The organism is Salipiger sp. H15 (assembly GCF_040409955.1).
Lineage (GTDB): Bacteria > Pseudomonadota > Alphaproteobacteria > Rhodobacterales > Rhodobacteraceae > Salipiger.
In genome coordinates this window covers 32,644-53,236 of sequence record NZ_CP123389.1, presented here as the reverse complement: position 1 = coordinate 53,236, position 20,593 = coordinate 32,644, and the positions used below count along the sequence as shown (strand labels likewise).

15 protein-coding genes are annotated in these 20,593 nt (G+C 67.0%); 9 read left to right on the top strand and 6 right to left on the bottom strand.

What is annotated here, in order from left to right; genetic code table 11:
- Position 1 precedes the first annotated feature (1 nt).
- Positions 2-1,066: an NAD(P)-dependent oxidoreductase gene (locus tag PVT71_RS27595; protein WP_353476706.1), complete on the bottom strand. Its 1,065-nt coding sequence runs from the start codon at positions 1,064-1,066 to the stop codon at positions 2-4.
- Positions 1,067-1,412: 346 nt separating this feature from the next.
- Here PVT71_RS27595 and PVT71_RS27590 point away from each other — a divergent pair, with 346 nt between their 5' ends.
- The gene (locus PVT71_RS27590; RefSeq protein WP_353476554.1) at positions 1,413-2,858 is read left to right on the top strand and encodes an oligosaccharide flippase family protein; all 1,446 of its coding nucleotides are present in this window, start codon (positions 1,413-1,415) and stop codon (positions 2,856-2,858) included.
- A gap of 16 nt (positions 2,859-2,874) precedes the next feature.
- Positions 2,875-3,840: a glycosyltransferase family A protein gene (locus tag PVT71_RS27585; RefSeq protein WP_353476553.1), complete on the top strand. Its 966-nt coding sequence runs from the start codon at positions 2,875-2,877 to the stop codon at positions 3,838-3,840.
- Here PVT71_RS27585 and PVT71_RS27580 read toward each other — a convergent pair.
- A complete protein-coding gene (locus PVT71_RS27580; protein WP_353476552.1) occupies positions 3,814-5,073 on the bottom strand; it encodes a polysaccharide pyruvyl transferase family protein in 1,260 nt (419 codons plus the stop codon). The two genes, PVT71_RS27585 and PVT71_RS27580, sit on opposite strands and share 27 nt — an antisense overlap.
- A 247-nt stretch (positions 5,074-5,320) precedes the next feature.
- On the opposite strand from PVT71_RS27580, the gene PVT71_RS27575 reads away from it, so the two are divergent.
- The 7 genes from PVT71_RS27575 to PVT71_RS27545 all read left to right on the top strand — a co-directional run bounded on the left by PVT71_RS27575 (position 5,321) and on the right by PVT71_RS27545 (position 14,494).
- Positions 5,321-6,520, top strand: a complete 1,200-nt coding sequence (locus PVT71_RS27575; RefSeq protein WP_353476705.1) for a glycosyltransferase family 4 protein — start codon at positions 5,321-5,323, stop codon at positions 6,518-6,520.
- Positions 6,521-6,624: 104 nt separating this feature from the next.
- Positions 6,625-8,037: a glutamate-1-semialdehyde 2,1-aminomutase gene (locus tag PVT71_RS27570; RefSeq protein ID WP_353476551.1), complete on the top strand. Its 1,413-nt coding sequence runs from the start codon at positions 6,625-6,627 to the stop codon at positions 8,035-8,037.
- Positions 8,037-9,401, top strand: a complete 1,365-nt coding sequence (locus PVT71_RS27565; RefSeq protein WP_353476550.1) for a DUF4038 domain-containing protein — start codon at positions 8,037-8,039, stop codon at positions 9,399-9,401. The genes PVT71_RS27570 and PVT71_RS27565 overlap by 1 nt, the downstream gene beginning before the upstream one ends.
- Positions 9,402-9,469: 68 nt before the next feature.
- Complete coding sequence (locus PVT71_RS27560; RefSeq protein ID WP_353476549.1) at positions 9,470-9,640, top strand: hypothetical protein; 171 nt, start codon at positions 9,470-9,472, stop codon at positions 9,638-9,640.
- A gap of 111 nt (positions 9,641-9,751) precedes the next feature.
- Positions 9,752-11,014 (top strand): polysaccharide biosynthesis/export family protein, encoded by a 1,263-nt coding sequence (locus PVT71_RS27555; RefSeq protein ID WP_353476548.1) that lies wholly within the window; start codon positions 9,752-9,754, stop codon positions 11,012-11,014.
- Positions 11,011-13,287: a polysaccharide biosynthesis tyrosine autokinase gene (locus PVT71_RS27550; protein ID WP_353476547.1), complete on the top strand. Its 2,277-nt coding sequence runs from the start codon at positions 11,011-11,013 to the stop codon at positions 13,285-13,287. The genes PVT71_RS27555 and PVT71_RS27550 overlap by 4 nt, the downstream gene beginning before the upstream one ends.
- Positions 13,280-14,494, top strand: a complete 1,215-nt coding sequence (locus tag PVT71_RS27545) for a glycosyltransferase (protein ID WP_353476546.1) — start codon at positions 13,280-13,282, stop codon at positions 14,492-14,494. The genes PVT71_RS27550 and PVT71_RS27545 overlap by 8 nt, the downstream gene beginning before the upstream one ends.
- On the opposite strand, the gene PVT71_RS27540 is transcribed toward PVT71_RS27545, so the two are convergent.
- From PVT71_RS27540 to PVT71_RS27525, 4 genes are all read right to left on the bottom strand, one after another.
- A complete protein-coding gene (locus PVT71_RS27540) occupies positions 14,491-16,314 on the bottom strand; it encodes a CocE/NonD family hydrolase (RefSeq protein ID WP_353476545.1) in 1,824 nt (607 codons plus the stop codon). The two genes, PVT71_RS27545 and PVT71_RS27540, sit on opposite strands and share 4 nt — an antisense overlap.
- A 106-nt stretch (positions 16,315-16,420) precedes the next feature.
- Positions 16,421-18,436, bottom strand: coding sequence for a hypothetical protein (locus PVT71_RS27535; RefSeq protein ID WP_353476544.1), 2,016 nt, complete (start codon positions 18,434-18,436; stop codon positions 16,421-16,423).
- Positions 18,437-18,448: 12 nt separating this feature from the next.
- Positions 18,449-19,708 (bottom strand): glycosyltransferase family 4 protein, encoded by a 1,260-nt coding sequence (locus PVT71_RS27530; protein WP_353476543.1) that lies wholly within the window; start codon positions 19,706-19,708, stop codon positions 18,449-18,451.
- Complete coding sequence (locus PVT71_RS27525; protein WP_353476542.1) at positions 19,695-20,585, bottom strand: glycosyltransferase; 891 nt, start codon at positions 20,583-20,585, stop codon at positions 19,695-19,697. Before PVT71_RS27525 ends, PVT71_RS27530 begins: the two co-directional genes overlap by 14 nt.
- Positions 20,586-20,593 lie beyond the last annotated feature (8 nt).

The window sequence follows — 20,593 nt, the reverse complement described above, 5'->3', positions numbered from 1 at the left end:
CTCAGGCGCTCGCGGCGAGCTGGTGGATTCCGCCCTGCGCGCGCAGGTCACCGCCGAGGATGCCGGCTTCCATCAGGCTTCGGATATGGCCGATGCGCTGATAGCGCGGGCCTTCGAACTCCGCCACCGAGAGCGGGGTCATGCGGTAGGCGGCGAGGAGCTGTTCGGCGCCGCGGCGGGCATCCCATTGCGGGATCGCCTCGGGCAGCGTCCGGGCGAGCTTGCCGAAATCGACGCGGTAGGACCGCGTGTCCGGCCCCGCGTCCGAGGCGAAGTCGAGCCGGCAATCGGGAACCACGTCGGCGACGATCTCGGCAATGTCGCGGATGCGGTAGTTGTGCCCGGTCGAGCCGATGTTGAACGCCTCGCGCCAGACCTTGTCGACGGGCGCATCGAGCGCCGCGAGAAAGGCGCGCGAGATATCCTCGATGTGGACGATCGGGCGCAGCGGGCTGCCGTCCGACTTGAGGAGGATCACGCCCTCGGTCGCGGCCCAGGCGACGAGGTTGTTGAGCACGATGTCGAACCGCAGCCGCGGCGAGACGCCGTAGGCCGTGGCCGGGCGCAGGAAGGTGGGGCAGAAACCGTCATCGGCCAGCTGCGCGATGTCGCGCTCGGCCAGAACCTTGGACCGGCCGTAGGCGGTCACCGGGTTCAGCTCGCCGGTCTCGTCGATCATCGCGTCGCCGGAGCGGCCGTAGTTGCTGCAGGACGAGGCGAAGAGGAACCGCCGCACGCCGGCGGCCTTGGCCGCCCGCGCCATGCGGACGCTGCCGAGGTGGTTGATGTCGAGCGTGACCTGCTCGTTCAGGTTGCCGAGCGGATCGTTGGACAGCGCGGCGAGGTGGATCACCGCGTCGAAGCCCGCGAGGTCCGCGGGCTCCACGTCGCGCACGTCCTTCTCGATCGTCGGCACGTCGGGCACGGGGCCGCCGGCGGCGTAGCTGCAGCGCCGGTAGAGATCGACGTCATATCCCGTCACCTCGTGCCCTGCCCGGGCGAGGATCGGCGTCATCACCGTGCCGATATATCCACGGTTGCCAGTCACCAGAACGCGCATCAACAGTATCTCCCTGCAAGAACGGCGGTTCACGCGCCGGCGAGCCGTCGCATTGCCCCCACTCTCGACCGGTTCCTCGCCCCGGCAAACACCCCCAAAAAATGCCGCCACCTACGCCTTTCAGACGAAGGGCGACCCGCCCCGGGGCCGCCGGACACCCGGGAAAGCGCGGCGATGCCGCGCCGCCCGCCGAAAGGCCGGCGCGTTGAAATACCCCCCAATTGACTACGCCATTTCGCCAAAAGGTTGAGGAGGCCCGTCACGACCCGCTGCTAGCCTCCTGCCATGAGGGGCGACTTCGGCGGCGTCCTGTCCCGAGGCCGCCAGCCGCCCGAACAGGATGGATCCCTGCATGCGTCGTGCCTTCGCCTTTGCCAGTGTCGAACAGTTCATCGTGGCGATCCTCGGGTTCGTGAGCGTCTTCGTCGTGGCGCGGCTGCTGACCCCCGAGGAGATCGGCATCTCGGCCATCGGCGTCGGCATCGGCACGATCGTCTTCACCGCCAAGGAGTTCGTCAGCTCCGAGTTCCTCATCCAGCAAAGGACGCTCACGCGCGCGGATGTCGGCACGGCGGTCACGCTTGCGGGTGTCGTCAATCTTGCGGTCGCCGCGGTGCTCTGGATCGCCTCGGGCTGGGTTGCGCAAGGCTATGACCAGCCCGGCCTCGGCGCCTTTCTCGAGGTGATGTGCCTTGCCGCGCTCTTCGAGACCCTGACGACGCCGTTCCAGGCGCTGCTGCGGCGCGAGATCGCCTTTGCCCTTCTCGCCCGGGTCAACATCGCCTCCGCCGCCGTGACCGCCGCGGTCACCATCCTCTGCGCCTCGATGGGGATGAGCTTCATGAGCATCGCCTGGGGCCAGATGGCCGGGGCCCTGGTCCGGGCCGCCTGCGCCGTTGCGCTCCGCCCCGATATCGTGACGGCGGGGATGAGCTTCGCCGGATGGCGCAACGTGCTGTCCTTCGGCGGGGTCAAGGGAACCACCACGATCATCGACCGGATCTACGAGGCGATGCCCCAGCTCATCCTTGGCCGCGTGATGCCCGTCGCCGCCGTCGGCTATTACAACCGCGCGAACCTGCTCTGCGGGATCCCCGACCGGCTGATGATGTCGGCGGTCTTCTCCTTCACCTTCCCGGCGCTTGCGGCGCGGATACGGGCAGGGGGGGACGCCAAGTCGGCCTACCTGCAGGCGCAGAGCTACATTTCGGTCCTCTTCTGCCCCGCCGTCGCGTTTGTCGCGCTGATCGCGGGCCCGCTGGTCCGCGGTGCGCTCGGCGCAGGCTGGGAGGCGGTGACGCCGATCGTGCGGATCCTCGCGATGGCCTCGGTCTTCTGGTTTCCGATCATCGTGACCCAGCCGACGCTCTTCGCCCTCGGCGCAAATCGCAGCGCGCTGGCCGCCAGCCTCACCGGCCGCGGCGCGGGGATGCTGATCCTCGGCAGCGCCAGCTTCCTCGGTCTGACGGCGCTGGCGCTGAGCCAGTTCGTCGCCATCCCCTTCTACGCCTTCGTGTCGCTCCGTGCCGTCCGCCGCCACCTGGGGTTCACCTGGGGCGAGTTCGGGCGGGTCGCGCTTCACAGCGGCGCCGTGCTTGCTTGCACGTTCCTCGGCCCCGTGGCGCTGATCGTGGCCTCGGGCGCGGGGCTGGCCTTCGGCATGTGGCAGGCGCTGGCCTGCGCGGGCCTTGCCTTCGTCGGCTGGCTCGGAGGGGTCATCCTGCTGCGCCACCCGATCCTGACCGAACTGAACATCCTCTCGCACCATGCGCTCGGCATGGTTCGCAAAACCGCCTGAGATCCCCGGAGTCCCCATGCCCAGCTTCGACGTCGTGATCCCGAACTACAACTACGGGCGCTACCTGCGGGCCTGCGTCGACAGCGTGAGGTCGCAGGACGTGGAGGACCTGCGGATCCTCATCGTCGACAATGCCTCGACCGACGACAGCCCCGAGATTGCCCGCGCCCTCGCGGCGGAGGACCCCCGGGTGGAATTGCGCCTCCGCCCACGCAACCTCGGCCCGCACGCCTCGTTCAACGAGGGCATCGATTGGGCAAGGTCGGACTATTTTCTCATCCTCTGTTCGGATGACATGCTGGTGCCGGGGGCGCTGCGACGCGCCTCCGCCGTCCTGGAGGCCCACCCCGATATCAACCTGACCTATGGACGTGTTTCGAGCATTGCAGGCGACTTATCACCATTGCCCGCCGAGAACAGTGACGCAAGCTGGGTGCCGGTGATGGGAAGCGATCTGCTGGCCGGACTATGTCATGCGGCTCGAAACTACATTGGTGGTCCCAGCGTGATCGTTCGTACATCTGTCCAGAAATCTTTAGGGCACTATTCTCAAACTCTTCGGCATGCGGATGACCTCGAAATGTGGCTGCGGTTCGCGACAACGGGCAACGCGGCCTTCCTGGACTGTATGCAGGCATATGCGCGGCGTCATCCGTACAATCAATCGTCGTCTGTTCCCAACGTGCTGCATTGGAACATGGAATTCGAAGCAGCCTTCGTGGAATTTTTCGCCGCAGACGGCGCGCGACTGTCGAATTCCGATCAACTGCGTGACGACGCGCTCAGGGTTCTGGGGGAGCGAGCGTACTGTTCCGCCGTTACGGGCGCTCTGAGGCTTGCACCTGAGGAAATTTTCAAGCTTCTGATCTATTCATTCCAGCGCAGGAAATGGCCCGCCAAGGTGTTTCCGCCGATCGGGTACATCTTGCGGCGCGCCGGTCTCATGAAGCCGCGCTCATTCGCATCGCAGATCGTCTCTTGAGTCGTGAGCGAACGTGGTGTCCAGACGACGCTGAGTGCGGATCAGGAACAAGTTGAAGATGCATAGATCCTGAATGGAAAGCCGCCGCCTGTAGTCGCGCATCGTGATTGCGGACCGACGGGCGATATTCGCGCCGTCGGCGTGAGCCATTTTGATCAGGCCAAGAATATCACGAGCGGCAAAGTTCGAGATCGAACGGGAATAATCTTGCAGCCCGAAGTCGCGCATGATCGCATCATTCTTGGATGCATACGCAAGTGAAATGGTGGGCTTCAGCATCGCCAAGCTACAGACGACGTTGTGGTACCGGCTGGCGACGACGATATCCGTCTGTGCGATCTCGTCGCGCAGGTCATCCAGTGAATTGATTTCGTTATATTCCAGCAGCGAGGAGGTCTCCTCGTCTTGCCAGCGCTTGGCAGCGTCGAGAATCTCCTCGACCGCGGTCCTGTCTTCCCGACCGCCCGTGAGAAGCCTTACCTGTGAGCCTTCTGATGTCAGCAACCGGGCCAGCAGCGTCATCTCGGAAATATAGCGTTCATATGTTTCCTGGTTGTTCGCCCCGCTTTTCGACCACCCGGAATAATTCATGACGCCAAGCCCGATGCAGGGTCTTTCTCGGGCATTACGTTTAACCCGGCGTGTTTCCTGGGACTTCTGGCGAAACACTATGTCGGGGTATACCGAGTTATTGTACGCGGAGCCGTATTCGGACATGTAATCGAGTGAGTTCTGATCCCTGTAGGAGATGTAATCGGTGCCCTTCGCCGCCGAGATGAGAAATCGACGGCTCAGCCAATTGTTGATCGGTCCAGCCCCAACGCTCACGAAGGCAACAGGCGTGCGGGCAAGCCGTGCCGCGGTCGTCCATCTCAGGAGGCAAAATGGCCACCCGAACGGAAGCTCTTTAAAGTCGTCGAGGATGCCGGTGCCGGGGACTATGATCAGGTCGCAGTCCTTTGCTGTCCTGAAGGCATACTCGAAATTCTGTCTGATGCGGTTCAACCTCGATAGCTTTGAAACGACGAGAGATCTTCCCTGGGAAAGCGACGCGGATCTCGTTATTCCGACCGCGGCCAGCCCCATGGTTGCCATAATTTCTTCGGGGCGGGAGCAGATGCACAGAAGATCTGCGTCGGGAGCGTACTCCCGAAGATATTCCGTCATGCTTTTCAATGAGCCGTCGTTTCCGATATTTCCTGAGCCAAACTGCCCCAGTAGTGCGATCTTCACGCTCGGTCTCCTGCTGGTGTCTGCGGTCCCACAGCGTGAAACCTGCAACCTGTAGCACGCGGGCAGAATATCGCTCTTCGAGGTATCGATGCGCCCCTTGGCGCGCCCTACCGCCATTGGAACTAGGGGTCTCCTCCCTTTGCGCAGAGAGCGGGAAAACCCTTACGTACTACGTTGTGCTCGACAAAGGCGCGGTAGCCAAGGGATCGGCGATCTCCGCGAGGTGAACCGGAGGATCATTTTCGTGATGAAGTTTGCATTCCTTGTCGCGCCTCATCTTGGCGGTACCTACACCGTATTCACCCAGGTGCGGGCTGCCCTGGCGCCATTCGGCATTGCAGTCGTCTGGATGGGACGCACGCGGCGTGAAAAACTCGATGTAGATCCCGACTGGTCGCCGACACTGAAATTCGGTGTGCCGCTTGCGCCAATGGAAGGCATGGATGAGGCCTCTCAGGCGAAGATGATGGCCGCTGAAATCGAGACTGCCGGTTGTGATGGAGTCTTCATCAACGTTCTCAGCGATCACGTGTCGATGAACCTCGCAAGGTACCTGCCGGAGACGCTCCTGAAGGTAATGATCGTCCACAACATCTCTCCAGGGACCTATGCCGCGGCGCGAGCGCTTCAGGGGCATGTGCATGCCACCGTTTGCGTGAGCCGGCGCATTCGCGATGACCTCGTGCGTCGTTTCAGGTTTGATCCAGTGAGGACCGTGGTGATCGACAATGCGCTTGGTCTTCCGGAAATTTCAGCGCCGCAGGTCTCCCGAGGGGTTTCCGGCCAATTGCGGGTGTTGTTCCTGGGGCGCGTGGATGATGCTTCGAAAGGGGTCTTTTGGCTACCTCGGATCTTGCGTTACTGCAGCGAGTCCACAACGTTGACCGTGGCGGGAGATGGTCCGGATCTCGCCCGCCTCCGCCGGAGCTTTGCGGGTCTCGAGCACCAGGTGAGTTTTCTTGGCGGGGTACCTCCCGACAAGGTTCCAGCCCTCCTTGCGGCGCATGACGCGCTGATCATGCCGTCGCGGTTCGAAGGTTTCGGCTACGTCTTGATCGAGGCCATGGCGATCGGCTGCGTCCCCGTGGCGTCGAACATCCCCGGGGTGACCAGCACGATCATTGAAGACAAGCGCGATGGCCTGCTGTTCCCGGTTGGAAAGTGCCGGGTCGCCGCGCAATGCCTAGATGCGCTCGCCAAGAAACCAGTTTGGCGGGAGGCGATGTCGGCAGCGGCAATTGAGAAGGTCCGGGGATACTATGGCATCGACCGCTTGGGCAGGGAGTATGCCCGGCTGATCGAGACGCTGCGCCGCGATCCACCACCGCTTCCCTCGCCGCTCCCCCTGTCGAGCTGGCGGCTGCCTCCGGGGCTGCGTCCGGGGCTGCGGACCTACCTGCCGGCACCGGTGAAGAACCTCCTGCGCACCCTCCGCGCCCGGGCCTGAGGCGCACGCGGACTACGCCTTTCGAGGGGGGCCGGGCCGAATGGGTGGATTGGTGAGAGGGGCGGGCCGCGACAATCCTGCACCGGAGTCATGGAGAGTTTCTCATGCAGATCGAAGCATTCCCCAGCGCGACATTCGGTACGGACGAGGCGGCCGCGGGCACGCCGGGCAGCGCCGAGACCTTCCCGCTCTCCCGGAATCTCCAGCGGCGGGCGCATGCGATCATTCCCGGCGGCGCGCACACCTATGCCAAGGGAGACGATCAGTACCCGCTGCTGGCGCCCGGGTTCCTCGCGCGCGGGCAGGGGTGCCGGGTCTGGGACGTGGATGGCAACGCCTATGTCGAGTTCGGCATGGGCAACCGCGCCATCGGCCTCGGGCACTGCTTTCCGCGCGTGACCGAAGCCGCGCGCAGGGCGCTGGACGTGGGCTGCAACTTCACCCGGCCGACCCCCTACGAGATCAACTGCGCCGAGACCTTCCTCGAGGCGATCCCGGCGGCGGAGATGGTCAAGTTCTGCAAGGACGGCTCGGATGCGACCTCGGGCGCGATGCGGCTGGCGCGGGCCTATACCGGCCGCGAGAAGATCGCGATCTGCGCGGACCATCCGTTCTTTTCGACCGACGACTGGTTCATCGGCACGACCCCGGTCGACGGCGGGATCCCCGAGACCATCAAGTCGCTGACCCTGTCCTTCCGCTACGGCGATCTCGAAAGCGCCCGCGCCCTGTTCGAGCGCCATCCCGGCGAGATCGCCGCGGTGATCCTCGAGCCGGCGCGCGGCGATGACCCGCCGCCGGGCTACCTGTCCGGCCTGCGGCAGCTGGCCCACGAGAACGGCGCGCTCTTCGTTCTGGACGAGATGATCACCGGCTTCCGCTGGGCGCGGGGCGGCGGGCAGGAGGTCTACGGTGTCGAGCCCGACCTGTCCTGTTTCGGCAAGGCCATGGCCAACGGCTTCTCGGTGTCGGCGCTGGCCGGCAAGCGCGAGGTTATGCGGCTCGGGGGGCTCGATCACGTCGATTTCCCGCGCGTCTTCCTGCTTTCGACCACCCACGGGGCGGAGACCCATGCCCTCGCCGCCGCGGCCGAGACGATGCGGGTCTACCGGGACGAGCCGGTGATCGCGCATGTCCACGCCATGGGCAGGCGGCTGCGCCTCGGCGCCGAGGAGGCGATCAGGCGGCACGGGCTCACCGGCCATGTCGGCATCGTCGGGCGGGATTGCTGCCTTGCCTACCAGACGCTCGACGCGGAGGGCGCGCCCTCGCAGGCCTTCCGCTCGCTCTTCCTGCAGGAGACGATCCGCAGGGGGATCCTCGCGCCGTCGCTGGTGGTCAGCTACAGCCACAGCGAGGCGGATGTCGATTTTGCCGTCGCCGCGATCGACGGCGCGCTCGGCGTCTATGCCCGGGCGCTGGAGGACGGCGTCGAGAGGCACCTCGTGGGCCGGCCCTCGCAGGTCGTCTACCGCCGCTACAACACGCCCGATGGCCTCGCGCCGGGCAAAAGGTGATGTGGGGGAGGTGGGGCTGCGCGCTTCTGCTGGTCCTTGCCGGGCTTGTCGCGGCGCATGACACGCAGGCCGCCGATCCTGCCGGAAAGGGGCCGGCGGCCTTTCCCCTCGCGGTGTCCGGCGATGGCAGCCATCTTGTCGACCGGGACGGGCTGCCCTTTCTCGTCAACGGCGACACCGCCTGGTCGCTGATCGCCGAGCTGACCCTCGAGCAGGCCGAGGTCTACCTGCAGGACCGCAAGGCGCGCGGCTTCAACGCCTTGCTGGTCAACCTGATCGAGCATGAATTCAGCACCAATGCCCCGGCCAACGCCGAGGGTGTCGCGCCTTTCGAGTTGCCGGGGCGTTTCGACATGCCCGACCCGGCCTATTTCGCCCATGCCCATGCGGTCCTGCAACGCGCGCGGGATCTGGGCTTTCTCGTCTTCCTCGCGCCCGCCTATGTCGGGGTGAACGGTGGCTCGCAGGGCTGGTGGCAGGAGATGACCGAGGCGGGGCCCGAACGGCTTGCAGGCTATGCCGGTTATCTCGCCCGGACCTTCGGCGATCTCGACAATATCGTCTGGACCCATGGCGGGGACTGGGATGTGCCGGACAAGACGCTCGTCACCGCCATGGCCGAGGCCATCGACGCCGCGCAGCCCGGTGCGCTTCAGACCGTGCATTCGAACCGGGATACCGTCACGGCCGCGTTCTGGCGGGGCGCGCCGTGGCTCGACCTCGACACGGCCTACACCTACGGCGACACCGGCGACAAGGTCGAGGAACACCTCGCCGGCGGCTTCGGCCTGCCGGTGGTCCTGATCGAGAGCCGCTACGAAAACGAACGGGACGCCACCCCCCGGTCGCTGCGCAAGGCGGCTTACGGCGCGATCATGGCGGGGGCGGCCGGGCAGGTCTTCGGCAACAACCCGATCTGGCATTTCACCCGGCAGGGCCTCTTCGCCGCGCCGCGCGACTGGCGGGAGGAGCTGTCCAGCCCCGGCTCGGTCAGCATGACGCACCTGCGCGAATTCTTCGAGGCGATCCCCTGGTGGACCCTGCGCAGCGACGCCGAAACCGCGCTCTGCGGCGCGCCGAACGTGCTCGCCGAGGTCGACTGCGCCGCGGCCCCGGACGGCCGGCTTGCCGTCGTCTACTCGCCCCGCGTCCAGCCGCTGCACCTCGCGCCCGCCCCGCTCGCAAAGGTGCCGTTCTGCGCCCACTGGGTCGACCCGCGCAGCGGCACCAGCCAGACGGCGATGCCGCCCGCGCTGCCCGGCCCACAGGGTTTCGACCTTCCGCCCCCCGAGACGGCCGACGACGACGAGGACTGGCTGCTCCTGCTGCTGGCCTGCGAGGATGACCCGTTCGCCAAGGGCTGAAGGCGCGGCTGTCGGAACGTTCGGGGCTCGATGCGGGCGCGAAGGAATTCTCGGAACCAATCAGCGCCATGGCCATGATCCGCGGGCAGCCATTCGACGTTTGGCAGGCTGCCGTTCAGCGCTCGTGCGCCGAAATGATTGCGCATCTGCCCGGTTCGGACGACCAGATCCAGCAGATATCTTCGGAGGGCGTGACGCCGTCCGAAGGCCACTTCGCGTGGCCGAAGCTGGGGACCTGACCGAACTGTCTATAGACCGGTCACGGAGCCCGGCTTAGTTTTTCCTTAATTTAGTTACGTTCGGCGTGGCGCCCGCAAGGGGATTATGGCCACCAAAATGCAGGAGGCCGCATGCGCCTTTTCCCGCTTTCGCTCCAGTGTCGACATGCATCCGTGCTGATCCTGATCGGCATGCTGTGGGTGCTCGCGGTGAAGCAGGGACAGGCCACGGCCATCGATGATTACGTCATCGCGGCGGGGGATGAGCTGCAACTCGACTTCCTCGATGACATCGCAGAGCCTGCCGTTCTCAAGGTCGGGAGCGCCGGAGAGGTTCTGCTTCCCTATGTCGGAACGCTCGACCTCGCCGGCCTTACGCTGGGCAGCGCGCGCGATCTGCTGACCGCGACCTACGTCGAGAAGGAGATTTTCCTGCATCCTCAGCTCGATCTTTCGGTGGTCAACCACCGAAAGGTCGCAGTGCTGGGCGATGTCCAGAAGCCGGGCTTCTACGATTACGCCGCCGAACTCACAGTCGAGCAGGCGATCGGCCTCGCGGGGGGCGTGATCCGGCAGATGGACAGCGAAGCACAGCGGGCACTGCAGCGGATCGCGCTCGAGGGTGAACTCGCGGCAACGGAGAATTCGCTTGCGCTCGAGGCGGTTGCGGCCGCGCGGATCACCGCGCAGCTCGCGGGCCGAGACGAGATCGCGGTTCCCGCCTCGCTCGGCAACGGTTCGGTCGAACCCGCTCTTGTCGACCAGATGGTCGCGCAGCAACAGGACATCATCTCGGAAGAGCGGGCGTTCCACGCGACCGACCGCAACCTTGTCGAGCGGGGGGTCGAAGAGGCGAAGCTGCAGATCGATCTCACAGAAAAGCAGATCGAGGCGCAGGAGGCGCAGATCGTCTCTTATGAGCAGGAAGTGAAACGCGCTTCGGAACTGGTGAACAGGGGCCTGATGGCAGAGCCGGTGCGCGCACAGATCCTGCGGCAGATGACCGACGAGCGTTCGGTGCTGCTGCAGCTTCAGGCGGGGCAGGCCTCGCGCCGCCGCGATCTGACCGCGCTGAACCGCGAATTGCTGCAACTCGACTACCGGCGCATGCAGGGCTGGCGTACCGAGATGTCCGACAGCCTGCTGCGCGCGGCCAAGCTGCGCGAGACGCGGCGCTCTCTGGGCGAGCGCCTCGCGCTGGTCAAGGACTGGTCGCTGCGCACGCGTGAAGGCGAGGAGACCTCGCGCATCGTGACGCAGGTCCGGCGGCGCGAGGCCGGCAGCGGCATGGAGACCCGTGAGCTCGGCGAGACGGATCAGCTGTTGCCCGGCGACGCGCTGATCGTGCGGATCGAGCTGCGCGATCCGGCGCTGGCGGGCGAGGTGTCGCAATGAACCGGATGAAGCCGCGTCCGGCACCTGGATACCCGATCCGGCTCCCGCACCGGCCCGAGCCCGAGGGGCTCGATCTCGGCGCGGTCTTCGGGGCGCTCGGGCGCAGCAAGTGGCTGATCCTCGGCTGCACCCTGGCGGCCACCTCCACGGGGTTCCTGGCGCTCTCCGACATCCGGCCAAGCTATTTCTCGTCGGCGGAGGTGCTGCTCGACACCCGGCAGGAACGCGTCGTCGGTGTCGAGCAGGTTGTATCCGATCTCAACGTCACGAATTCGGTCGTCGCGGGCGAGATCGCCGTGCTGCGATCGAACCTGCTCTTGGGCCAGGTCGTGGACGAGCTCGATCTCATGTCGCACCCGGACTTCGACCCGGACCTTGCCGACGACGAGAGCCTGCTCGGGCGCGCGGGCGTTGTCCTGCGCACCTGGCTTGCGGGCTTCTGGTCGGGCGTGAGCGCCCCGGAACCCATGCCGGAAGCCGAGAACCAGTCCGACGAGGACGGCAAGCTCAGCGAAGCGGATGCGCGCAACATCGTGATCTGGAAGGTGCGCAGCGGGATGACCGTCTACCAGAGCGGCATCTCCTACGTGATCTCGATCTCCATGGCGGCGCATGACCCCAAGGTGGCCTCCGATATCGCGAACGCAGTGGCGCGCCAGTACATCCAGGACCAGCTGCACGCCAAGCAGGCGGCAACTCAGCGCGCGATCGAATGGCTCGATACGCGTCTCATGCAGCTCCAGAAGCAGTTGCAGGACGCCGAGGACGCGGTCGTCGATGCGCTGGCGCAGCAGGTCGTCGAGGACGGCGGCAACGAGGAGGGCGTCTCGCAGCAGCTGGGCGAGATGAACCGATCGGTGGTCGCGGCGCGCAATGACAGGGCGGCGGCGGAGGCGCGGCTGACCCACGTCCAGCAGATGCTGGCCGAGGACGGGCCCGAGGTCGCCGCCGCCTCGCTCAACACCGCGCGGCTGACCGCGCTCGACTCGGAGCTTGCCAGCATCACCCGCGAGCGGGCGAAGCTCGCGACCCGTCTTGGCCCGCGCCACCCCGACCTGCTGTCGCTCAACGTCGTGTTCGGCGACCTGATGCGCGATCGCGCCGCGGCGATCAGGGCCGGGGTGCGCGAGCTGGAATCGGAGGTGGCGCAGGCCGAGGGGCGGCAGCTTGCCATCGAGAAGGACATCGGCAAGGCGCAGGCGCTGAAAGTCGATCTTCTGCGCTCCTCGATCCGGATGAACCAGCTCGAACGTTCGGCCAACGCCATGCGGCAGGTCTACAACAGCTTCCTCTCGCGCTTCCAGGAAACGACGCAGCAACTCGAGTTCCAGCGGCCCGATGCCCGGATCATCTCCGAGGCCGAACCGGCGCTCGCCCCGTCGCGCCCGCGCAAGCCGCTCGTGCTTGCCGTCTCGGTCACGCTCGGGGCGATCCTCGGGGTCACGATCGCGCTTATTCGCGAAGCGATGAACCGCACGGTCCGGACCGCCCAGGAGCTTTCCCAGCTTACCGGCCTTCCGGTGTTCGGCACACTCCCCACCGTCCGCTGGCGCGGGCGTGGGGGCGGTGCCGCGTGGCAGCGCGCGCGGCTGAGTTCCAGGAAGGTGACGGCCTACGCGGAAGGGCTGAGACTGCTTCGCTTCGGGCTCATGAACGATCCGGAAAATGGCTGGCCGCGGGTGGTCATGCTGACCGCGCCGGAACGCGGCGCCGGATGCTCGACGACCGCGCTTGGCCTTGGCCGGACGCTGGTGGACATCGGCCAGCGGGTCGTGCTGCTCGATGCCGACTTTCACCGTCCGTCGCTTGCGCAGCTCTTGCAGGTGCCGGTGCGCGGGCCGGGCGTCGTCGAATACATCGCGGGTCAGGCCGAGGTGTCTGACATCGTCATCGCTGACGCCGAGCCCGGCCTTGCGCTGGTCCGCGTCGCGCCGAGCAGCGGGAGCGTCGCCGACATGCTGTCGGCCCGGCGCTTCGGCACGCTGCTCGATGAACTTGTGGCGCGGTATGATGTGGTCATCATCGACGCCCCGCCGGTCTCGGGCCTCGCGGACACGACCGTGATCGCCGGACTGACCGACGCCGTCGTCCTCGTCGCGAGGGCACGCGGGTCGAACCGCGCGGAAATCAGCGCGGCCGTTGCCGCGCTCAGGACGGCGGGCGCGGTGGTCTCGGGAACCATTCTGTCGCGTGCGGACAGTCGGGCCGTTGCCAATGGCACGGTGGCCGCACCCGACCCCATTTTTTCGAGGGAGGTGGAATTTCATGCCTGACGGAGCACCAGTCGCAGCCGGCACCATTCCTGTGCAGGGCGAGCAACGCAACTTCATCCTGCAACCTCCGCGCCGCGTTGCGATAGTCCATTACTGGCTCATCGGGATGCGCGGCGGCGAGCGCGTGGTCGAGGAGCTTCTGAAACTCTATCCCGACGCGGATCTCTTCACCCACGTTCTCGATCGCGCGAAGCTGAGCCCCGAGTTGGCGGCGCGGACGGTGACCGAGACCTTCGTCGGCCGGTTGCCCGGGGCGCGAAAGCATTACCCGAAATACCTCAGCTTGATGCCGCGCGCCCTCGAGGAACTCGATCTGAGTGACTACGACCTGGTGCTGTCGTCGGAGTCGGGGCCGTCGAAAGGTGTCTTGCCCCGACCCGACGCGACCCACCTGTGCTACTGCAATTCCCCGATGCGCTACATCTGGGACCATTACTACGGCTACCGCGACAGCCTTTCGGGCCCGATGGGCTGGGCCAAGAAGCGCTATTTCTCGCAACTCGCGCACCGCCTGCGGCAGTGGGATGTCTCTTCCGCGGCGCGGGTGGACCGTTTCGTCGCCAATTCCCGCTTCGTCGCGGGGCGCATCGCGCGGTTCTACGGTCGCGACGCCGGCGTGGTGAATCCCCCCGTCGACCTGGAAACCTACCACCTTGGCGATGCGGGCTCGGGCGTGCCGCAGTCGGACCGGGACTACTATCTCTTCGTCTCGGAACTCGTGCCCTACAAGCGGGCCGATCTCGCGGTCGAGGCATTCCGCGGGCTGAAGTTCCCGCTCAAGGTGGTCGGGCAGGGCGAAGAATACAAACGCCTCTCGAAGATCGCGCCGCCGAACGTCGAGCTCCTTGGGCGGGTCGACTCTCTGGCCGATCTCTACCGGGGCGCCCGCGCGCTGGTCTTCCCCGGCGAGGAGGACTTCGGGATCGTTCCGGTCGAGGCGATGGCCTGCGGCACCCCGGTCATCGCCTACGGGCGCGGGGGAGTGCGGGACTCGGTCTTGCCGGATGTGACCGGCACATTCTTCGAGGAGCAGAGCGCTGCGTCGCTGCGCGCCGCGGTCGTCGACTTCGATGCGCGGCGGCAGAAGTTCGATCCGGTCGCCATTGCCGAACACGCAGGCAAGTTCGGGGCGGCGCGTTTCCGCGCCGAATTCGCCGACGAGGTGACCGCCGCCCGGACGCGTCAGATGCTGCGCTTCGCGACTTAGGGGCGGGTGGGCAGCACCGGAAGCAGCAGCGAAGACGCCCCGGCCTCGCCGGCGAAATGCACGGTGTTGCGCGCCTTGCGCGGGATCTTCGCCAGATAGTTCGGGCCGCCGGTGTTCAGGTTGCGCTCGAGCCGCGGAAAGCTCGCGGAGCTCAGGTGCAGCCCGATGCGGTGTCCCCGCGCGATCTCGTAGGCGATCGGCGCGAAACTCAGGCTGGCCCGCGTCGGCTTTCCGGGCTCCAGAAGTTCGGGCCTGTCAAACCCGTTCCTGTAGCGCATGCGCAGCGCGCCACTCTGGATCGCGACCTGCGTTCCGTCGGGCGCCAGGTCGATGAGAACCGCGATGAGATCGGTGTCGGGCGCATCGGAGGAAAAGGCGATCTCGGCGGTGATGTCCCCAGCAAGGGTGATGGCGTCGTCGAGCGGGTCGGTGACGAAGGTGAGCACATCATCGCGCGCCCTGTTCGGGCTCTGGTCGAGCGGACCGGCACGCAGATCGAGGCCGCCGGTGCAGCAGATCGGACCACCGATCGAGGGGGTCGGGTCGGCGGGATCGTAGAGATAGCTCTTCGCCCCGCCGTCCGGGGCGTCAAGGCTCAGCGTCCCGATCCCGCTGTCCGCCGCGCCGAGATAGAGCCGGAGCGGGCGGGCGTCACGCGGAGGCCATTCCTCCGAGGTCTCCCAGCGGTTCGCGCCGAGCACGAAGAAGGTGTATTGCGCCAGCTCCGGCATCGGTCCGTCCCGCAACCAGTGGTCCAGCCAGGCGTCATAGAGCGTTTGCAGGTCGAGTCCCGCGTCGAGCGCGACCGGCAGGTCGCCGACGATGCCATCGACGAAGGGGGCATCGAAGCTGCAGTGCAGGCCGGGCCCGATCAGCACGTGCTGATGCAGCCGAGCGGTCTCGGTGACGGCGTTGCGGCGCATCAGGGCCGCGCTTTCGAAGGTGCCGCGTATGGCGATGTCGTGCCATGTGTTGACGTGCAGCGCGGGCGCCGCGAACCGGTCGTCCCCGGTGAGGTAGCCGAGATCGCGCCAATAGTCGGGGTTCTCGAAATTGGCGAGGAAGTCCTCGTAGTCCGTGGGGTCGCGCCGATGACGCGAGACCAGCGTGCCCGACGGCAGTTCCGCGATGACCCGGGCCGGATCCACCCCGGCCGGCGCCATGTGCTCGGGCGTCTTGCCGCCCGCTTCCGAGAACCACCCGTAGGCGGCTGCAAGATTGGGGATGCCGCCCTCGAAGACGCCGAAATAGGCGTGCGAGGCGCCGCCCGATCCAATCGCACCGCCGGCCCCTTCGGCGATCATGGCCGCCAGATGCGGATTGCGGGTCTTGGACTGGATGAGCTGGATTTCCCCGAGCGCCGAGCAGCCCGCGGTTGCGACACGGCCGTTGGACCAGTCCTGCGCGGCGATCCAGTCGAGCGTCGCCGCGCCGTCCTCGGCGCCGTTGCGATAGGGCGCGAAGACCCCTTCCGAGCCATGGCGGCCCCGCATGTCCTGGATCACCAGCGCGTAGCCGCGCGGCCCGTAGGCCTCGACCCACCAGGTCGCTCCACCGAAGCCGCTGCGGCCGTAGGGCAGGCGTATCAGCAGGGCGGGCAGCTTGCCGCCGGCGTTGCGGGGCAGGTAGACGTCGGTCGCGAGACGCACGCCGTCCGGCATCTTGACCATGATCCCGCTGTGCAGGTCGAGCCCGGCACGCAGCAGCAGCGCCTTGCGCATGGCGTCGTGGCCGATCGAGAGCAGCTCGTCTGACCGCAGCGCGCCGGCGAGGGCCGCGGTCGCCGCCAGCGCCGCGCCGAACCACGCGAGACGGATCACCGGGGTGTCTCCGATCCCGCGCCCCTGCGAAAGACCCCTGCCATTCCGTGGCCCCGGGCACGAGGCGCTTCCGGCCCCGACCGCAGGCCTGCGCTGTCAGGGCAGGCTAGATCGCACATAGGAACGCGTCCGCGAACTCCACCGTGCCGTCGATGCCGGTGAGATCGAGCATCAACCCGATCTGAAGGCTGCCCTCGGGCATCCGCCCAGAGGTTGCCGCCGACGGGTGGGTGTCGTTGCTGTCACCGAGAAAGGTCTTCCAGTCAGGACCGACCTTGAACGCCCAGCCGTTGCCGATCGGTGTCCGGACATCTCCGGCCAACGCCTGCAGCGCCAGCCTCAGCTCGCCCTGCACGTCGGAGCGCATCCTGAGATGCACGCCGACCTCGCTGCCGGGCCTGGCGCGGCCGACAAGCCAGATATAGCGGAAGCTCTGCGACGCCTTGAAGCTCGGGTTGGTGGTGGGGAACATCTGGAAGCCGCCGCCCGGACCGTCGCTGGCGCGCAGGTCGAGCGGCATCGGGCCGAGCAGGTTGCGCCCTTGCGCGAATTGCACGATCGGCGCGATGTGCCGCGGACGGCGGCCCCGCATGAGCGCGGTGTCCAGCCGTCCCGGTCCGCCGGCCAGCGCCCCGCTTTGCGTGCGCAGGTTGTAGGGCGTGACCTCGCGGAGCGACGCTGTCGCCGCGGGCGAGCGCAGTTCGAAGATGTGGTCGCAGAGATTGCCGGCCTCGAAGTCGTTGCCGGTGACGCTGAACGAGCCGCCGTCGACGGCGACGTTGCCGATGCCGAGGTCGACCAGCGGCTTGTCCGCGGCCTTGGGGCGGTTCATCTCGACGTGGCACCCCACGAGGTTCAGCTGGCCCGTCCCGACAAAGACCTGATCGGCGAAGTCGATCGAGGTCCCGAAGAAAGAGATCTCGGCCCCGTTGTTAAGGATCGCGATCCGGCCGCCGTCGATCACGCCGCCCTGGAACGAGATGAGTTCCCCCGCGTCTTCGAGGCCACCGAGGAAATGCACGCCGACACCGCAGTTGATCCGCATCGCGGTGCCGCGCAGAAGATAGCAGCGGTGCGACAGCACCAGCCCGGTGTCAAAGCCGCGTACGGTGACGTTCTGCATCTCGATTCGGGCCGAACGCGCCATGGCGAAGGATTCAAAGCGCATGCCATGCAGGGCGGTGCCGGCGCCGGGGCCAACGATCTCGATCCCCTCCATCCACTTGTGCCCGTATTGCGGACTGGTCTCGCCGGAGGAGATGAGCACGCACTCGCGCAGCCCGTGATGGCTGACTGTCAGGCTTTCGAGGCGCACCGCGGAGCCGGTCTCGAGCGTCAGCCGAACGGCCTGCTGGGGCCCGGTGACTTCGAAATAGAAGGGTCCCGGAGAGGCTGCAACCAGTGTTGCGAGCGGCTCGCGGCCCGGCGCGAGCATGGCGATCCGGAGCGACGGGAAGTCCTCGCTGCCCTCCAGCGCGCCGATCGTCGCGCTTATGCGGTAGCGCCCGTCGCCGGGCAGTTCGAGGTCGAGCGACAGCGTCTCGCCGCCGCCATCGTCGCACATCAGGGCCCCCGCATCCCGGCGCCACCCGGCGGAGGGCACGATGTTGTCCAGCGTCGCGACGGGATCGCTGGCCGGGGGTTCCGGCATGGCGGAGTAATCGAGCCGCGCACCGGAGCCGCGCAGGGCCACGCGGGTCGGGTCGATGCGCAGGATCGAGAGGCAGCGGTGGACGGCATTGCCAAGTTCGACGGCAAATGGTCCGAACTTCCGGGCATGATCGCAGGCGCGCTGGATCGCGAGGCTCTGGTCCTCGCCATCCTCTGGACGCGCAAACCAGCCGGGATGCAGCGCCCCGTCGAAACCGCATCTCTTCCAGTGGCGACCGTCCGGGCCGGAAATGTGCACGACACCGTCCGCCTCGCCGTCCGGGAGGGTGCTCTCGAACCAGCCCTGCCCGGGGATGAACATTGGCTGACCGGTGGCGGGTGTCGCGGTCAGGTCCTCGAGGCGGAGCACCGCGGGGATCGGATTGGCGGTCGCGGGGCGCGCATCGGACAAGCGCGTGGCGACCGCGGCGAGCAGCCCGCCTCCCAGAAGCATGATGCGGCGCGAGATCATCCTGTCTCCTCCTCAGCCCGCGGCACGGGCGACTTGAGTGTCGGTATGCCTGCCCGCCGGGCGGGCAAGCTGCGTGTAGAGACGCAGGTGCGCCTCGATCCAGTCCGGAAGCCCGTGCCCCAGGCTTTCCCGGGTGTCGCGCGCGGCGCGGGCGAGCCGCGCGACGAGCGCATCGTCATCGCGGACACGGCCGATCACGGCGGCCAGTGCATCGGCGTCGCCGGCGCGGAACATGATGGCAGCGCCGGTCCCGGCCAGTTCGGGGGCGGCGAGGATCGCGTCCGAGAGGATGAGCGGGAGCCCCGTCGCCGCGGCTTCGAAGGCGGCAAGGCAGAAGGGCTCGGGGCTCTTGGTGCCGACGATCACGGCCCGCACCGTCTGCATCGCCTTGCCGATCGTGTCGCGGTCGGTCCAGCCGTGGTAGGCATGTGAGGGATGCCGCCGGACCATCTCGTCGAGATCCTCGCCGCCGCCGAAGAAGTCGATCCTGAGGCCGAGGCGCTCGCCGGCCGCGGCGATCTCGAAAACGCCCTTCAGCTTCTGGATCCGCCCGATGTGCACGAAGCGGCGCTGCGCTTCCGGGGCGGGGACAGGGCTTGCAAACGCGGTGACTGGATTGCGGATCACGTGCATGTGGGCGGGCGTTATGGCGCGGCGCAGCAGCGGCACGGTCGCCTCGTGGATCGTCACGAACCTGGCAAAGGGAAGATGTGGACGCAGCTTGCGCTGGAGCACGCCCTGCCGTGCCGCGCGCCAGAGCTTGTGGCTGTAGCTGCGTTTGTCGCAATTGACCGCGATGCAGCCGGTCGAAAGTGGGGTCCGCCCGCAGATCTCATCGCGCTGGAAGTCGAGATAGGCGCCGTTCGGGCAGGCGAGGAAGAAGTCGTGCGCATGAATGACGAGGCGGTCGCGGACCGGGGCGAGGGCGTCGAACACCGAGGGCGAGAAGATGTTTGACCAGTTGTGGAGGTGGTAGACCGTGCCGGGCGTGTCATTCTCCGAAATCCAGCGCCCGACGGCCGCGGCCGCCGTGCGGTTGTCGAGGCCGCGGAGCGCCGCGCTGCGGGCCGGGCCGTCGAGCAAGGCATGCCCGCCGATCGCAACCGGCTCGACACCCTCCGGCAGGCCCTGCTCGATCGTGTCACCGGCGATGAAGGTGACGCGCAGCCCCCGCGCGGAAAGCCCCGCCGCGAGCGTGGTCGCGAGATATCCTGCCCCGCCCTCGGCGCGGGAGAAATCGTTGAGAAGGACGATGCGATCAGGAGCGGCCATCGTGACCACCGCCAAGGTCGAGAATGCGCCTCGGATCGCTCCTGCGGCGCAGCAGGTCGACCAGCGCCAAGGCGTTGCCGCGCAGGCGGCCGCGTCGATCCACCCAGGGCTCCGGCAGCAGCGACTTCGCGACGTTGGCCATGATGTTCCGCGAGATGAGCGCCAGCGCGTGTGACGGCCGCATCGTCGCGCGTTGGATCAGGTAGACCGGGTTGGCCACCTGGCTGTAGCCGAAGCGAAGCCCGCTCTGGCGGCCGCCCTTGACCCCGAGATGGACGCCGCGAAGGTCCGGAGCGCGGACACAAAGACCGTGGGCGGCCACGCGGCGGCAGAAATCCACGTCCTCGAGCCAGCCATACAGCGGCAGGTTCTCGTCGAAGCGCAATGCGTGACGCCGGATCGGCGCGCAGCGGAAGGCCATGTTGCAGCCATAGGCGTTGTTCACCTCTTCGAGCTCTGCATCAGCCGCGAAGTCCTGCCTTCGCCCGAGCAGGTGGCGCGCGTAGTCGGCGCTGAGCCCGGCGTTGTTGATGCCGTCCGCGATCACGGTGCCGGTGGCCACGCAGACATCCGGCCGCTCGGAAAAGAGCTGTTCGAGCCGTGCGAGATAGTCCTGCGCCATGACGAAATCATCATCGAGAAACAGCACGAGGTCCTCGTCGCGCAGCGCGTCGAGCACGGTGTTGCGTTGCCGTGTGAGGCCCCTGTCGCCGATCAATGCCTCGACCGGCAGGGTGCTGCGGCCAAGCGCGTCGCGATCGACGTCGTCCCGGCCTGCAAGCGATAGAATGACGCGGTCCGGCACCCGGATCTGCCGCTGCAGGTCGAGAAGCGTCTGGCCGAGCAGCTCGGCGCGTCCGGTGCTTGCGAATGCCACCGCGATCT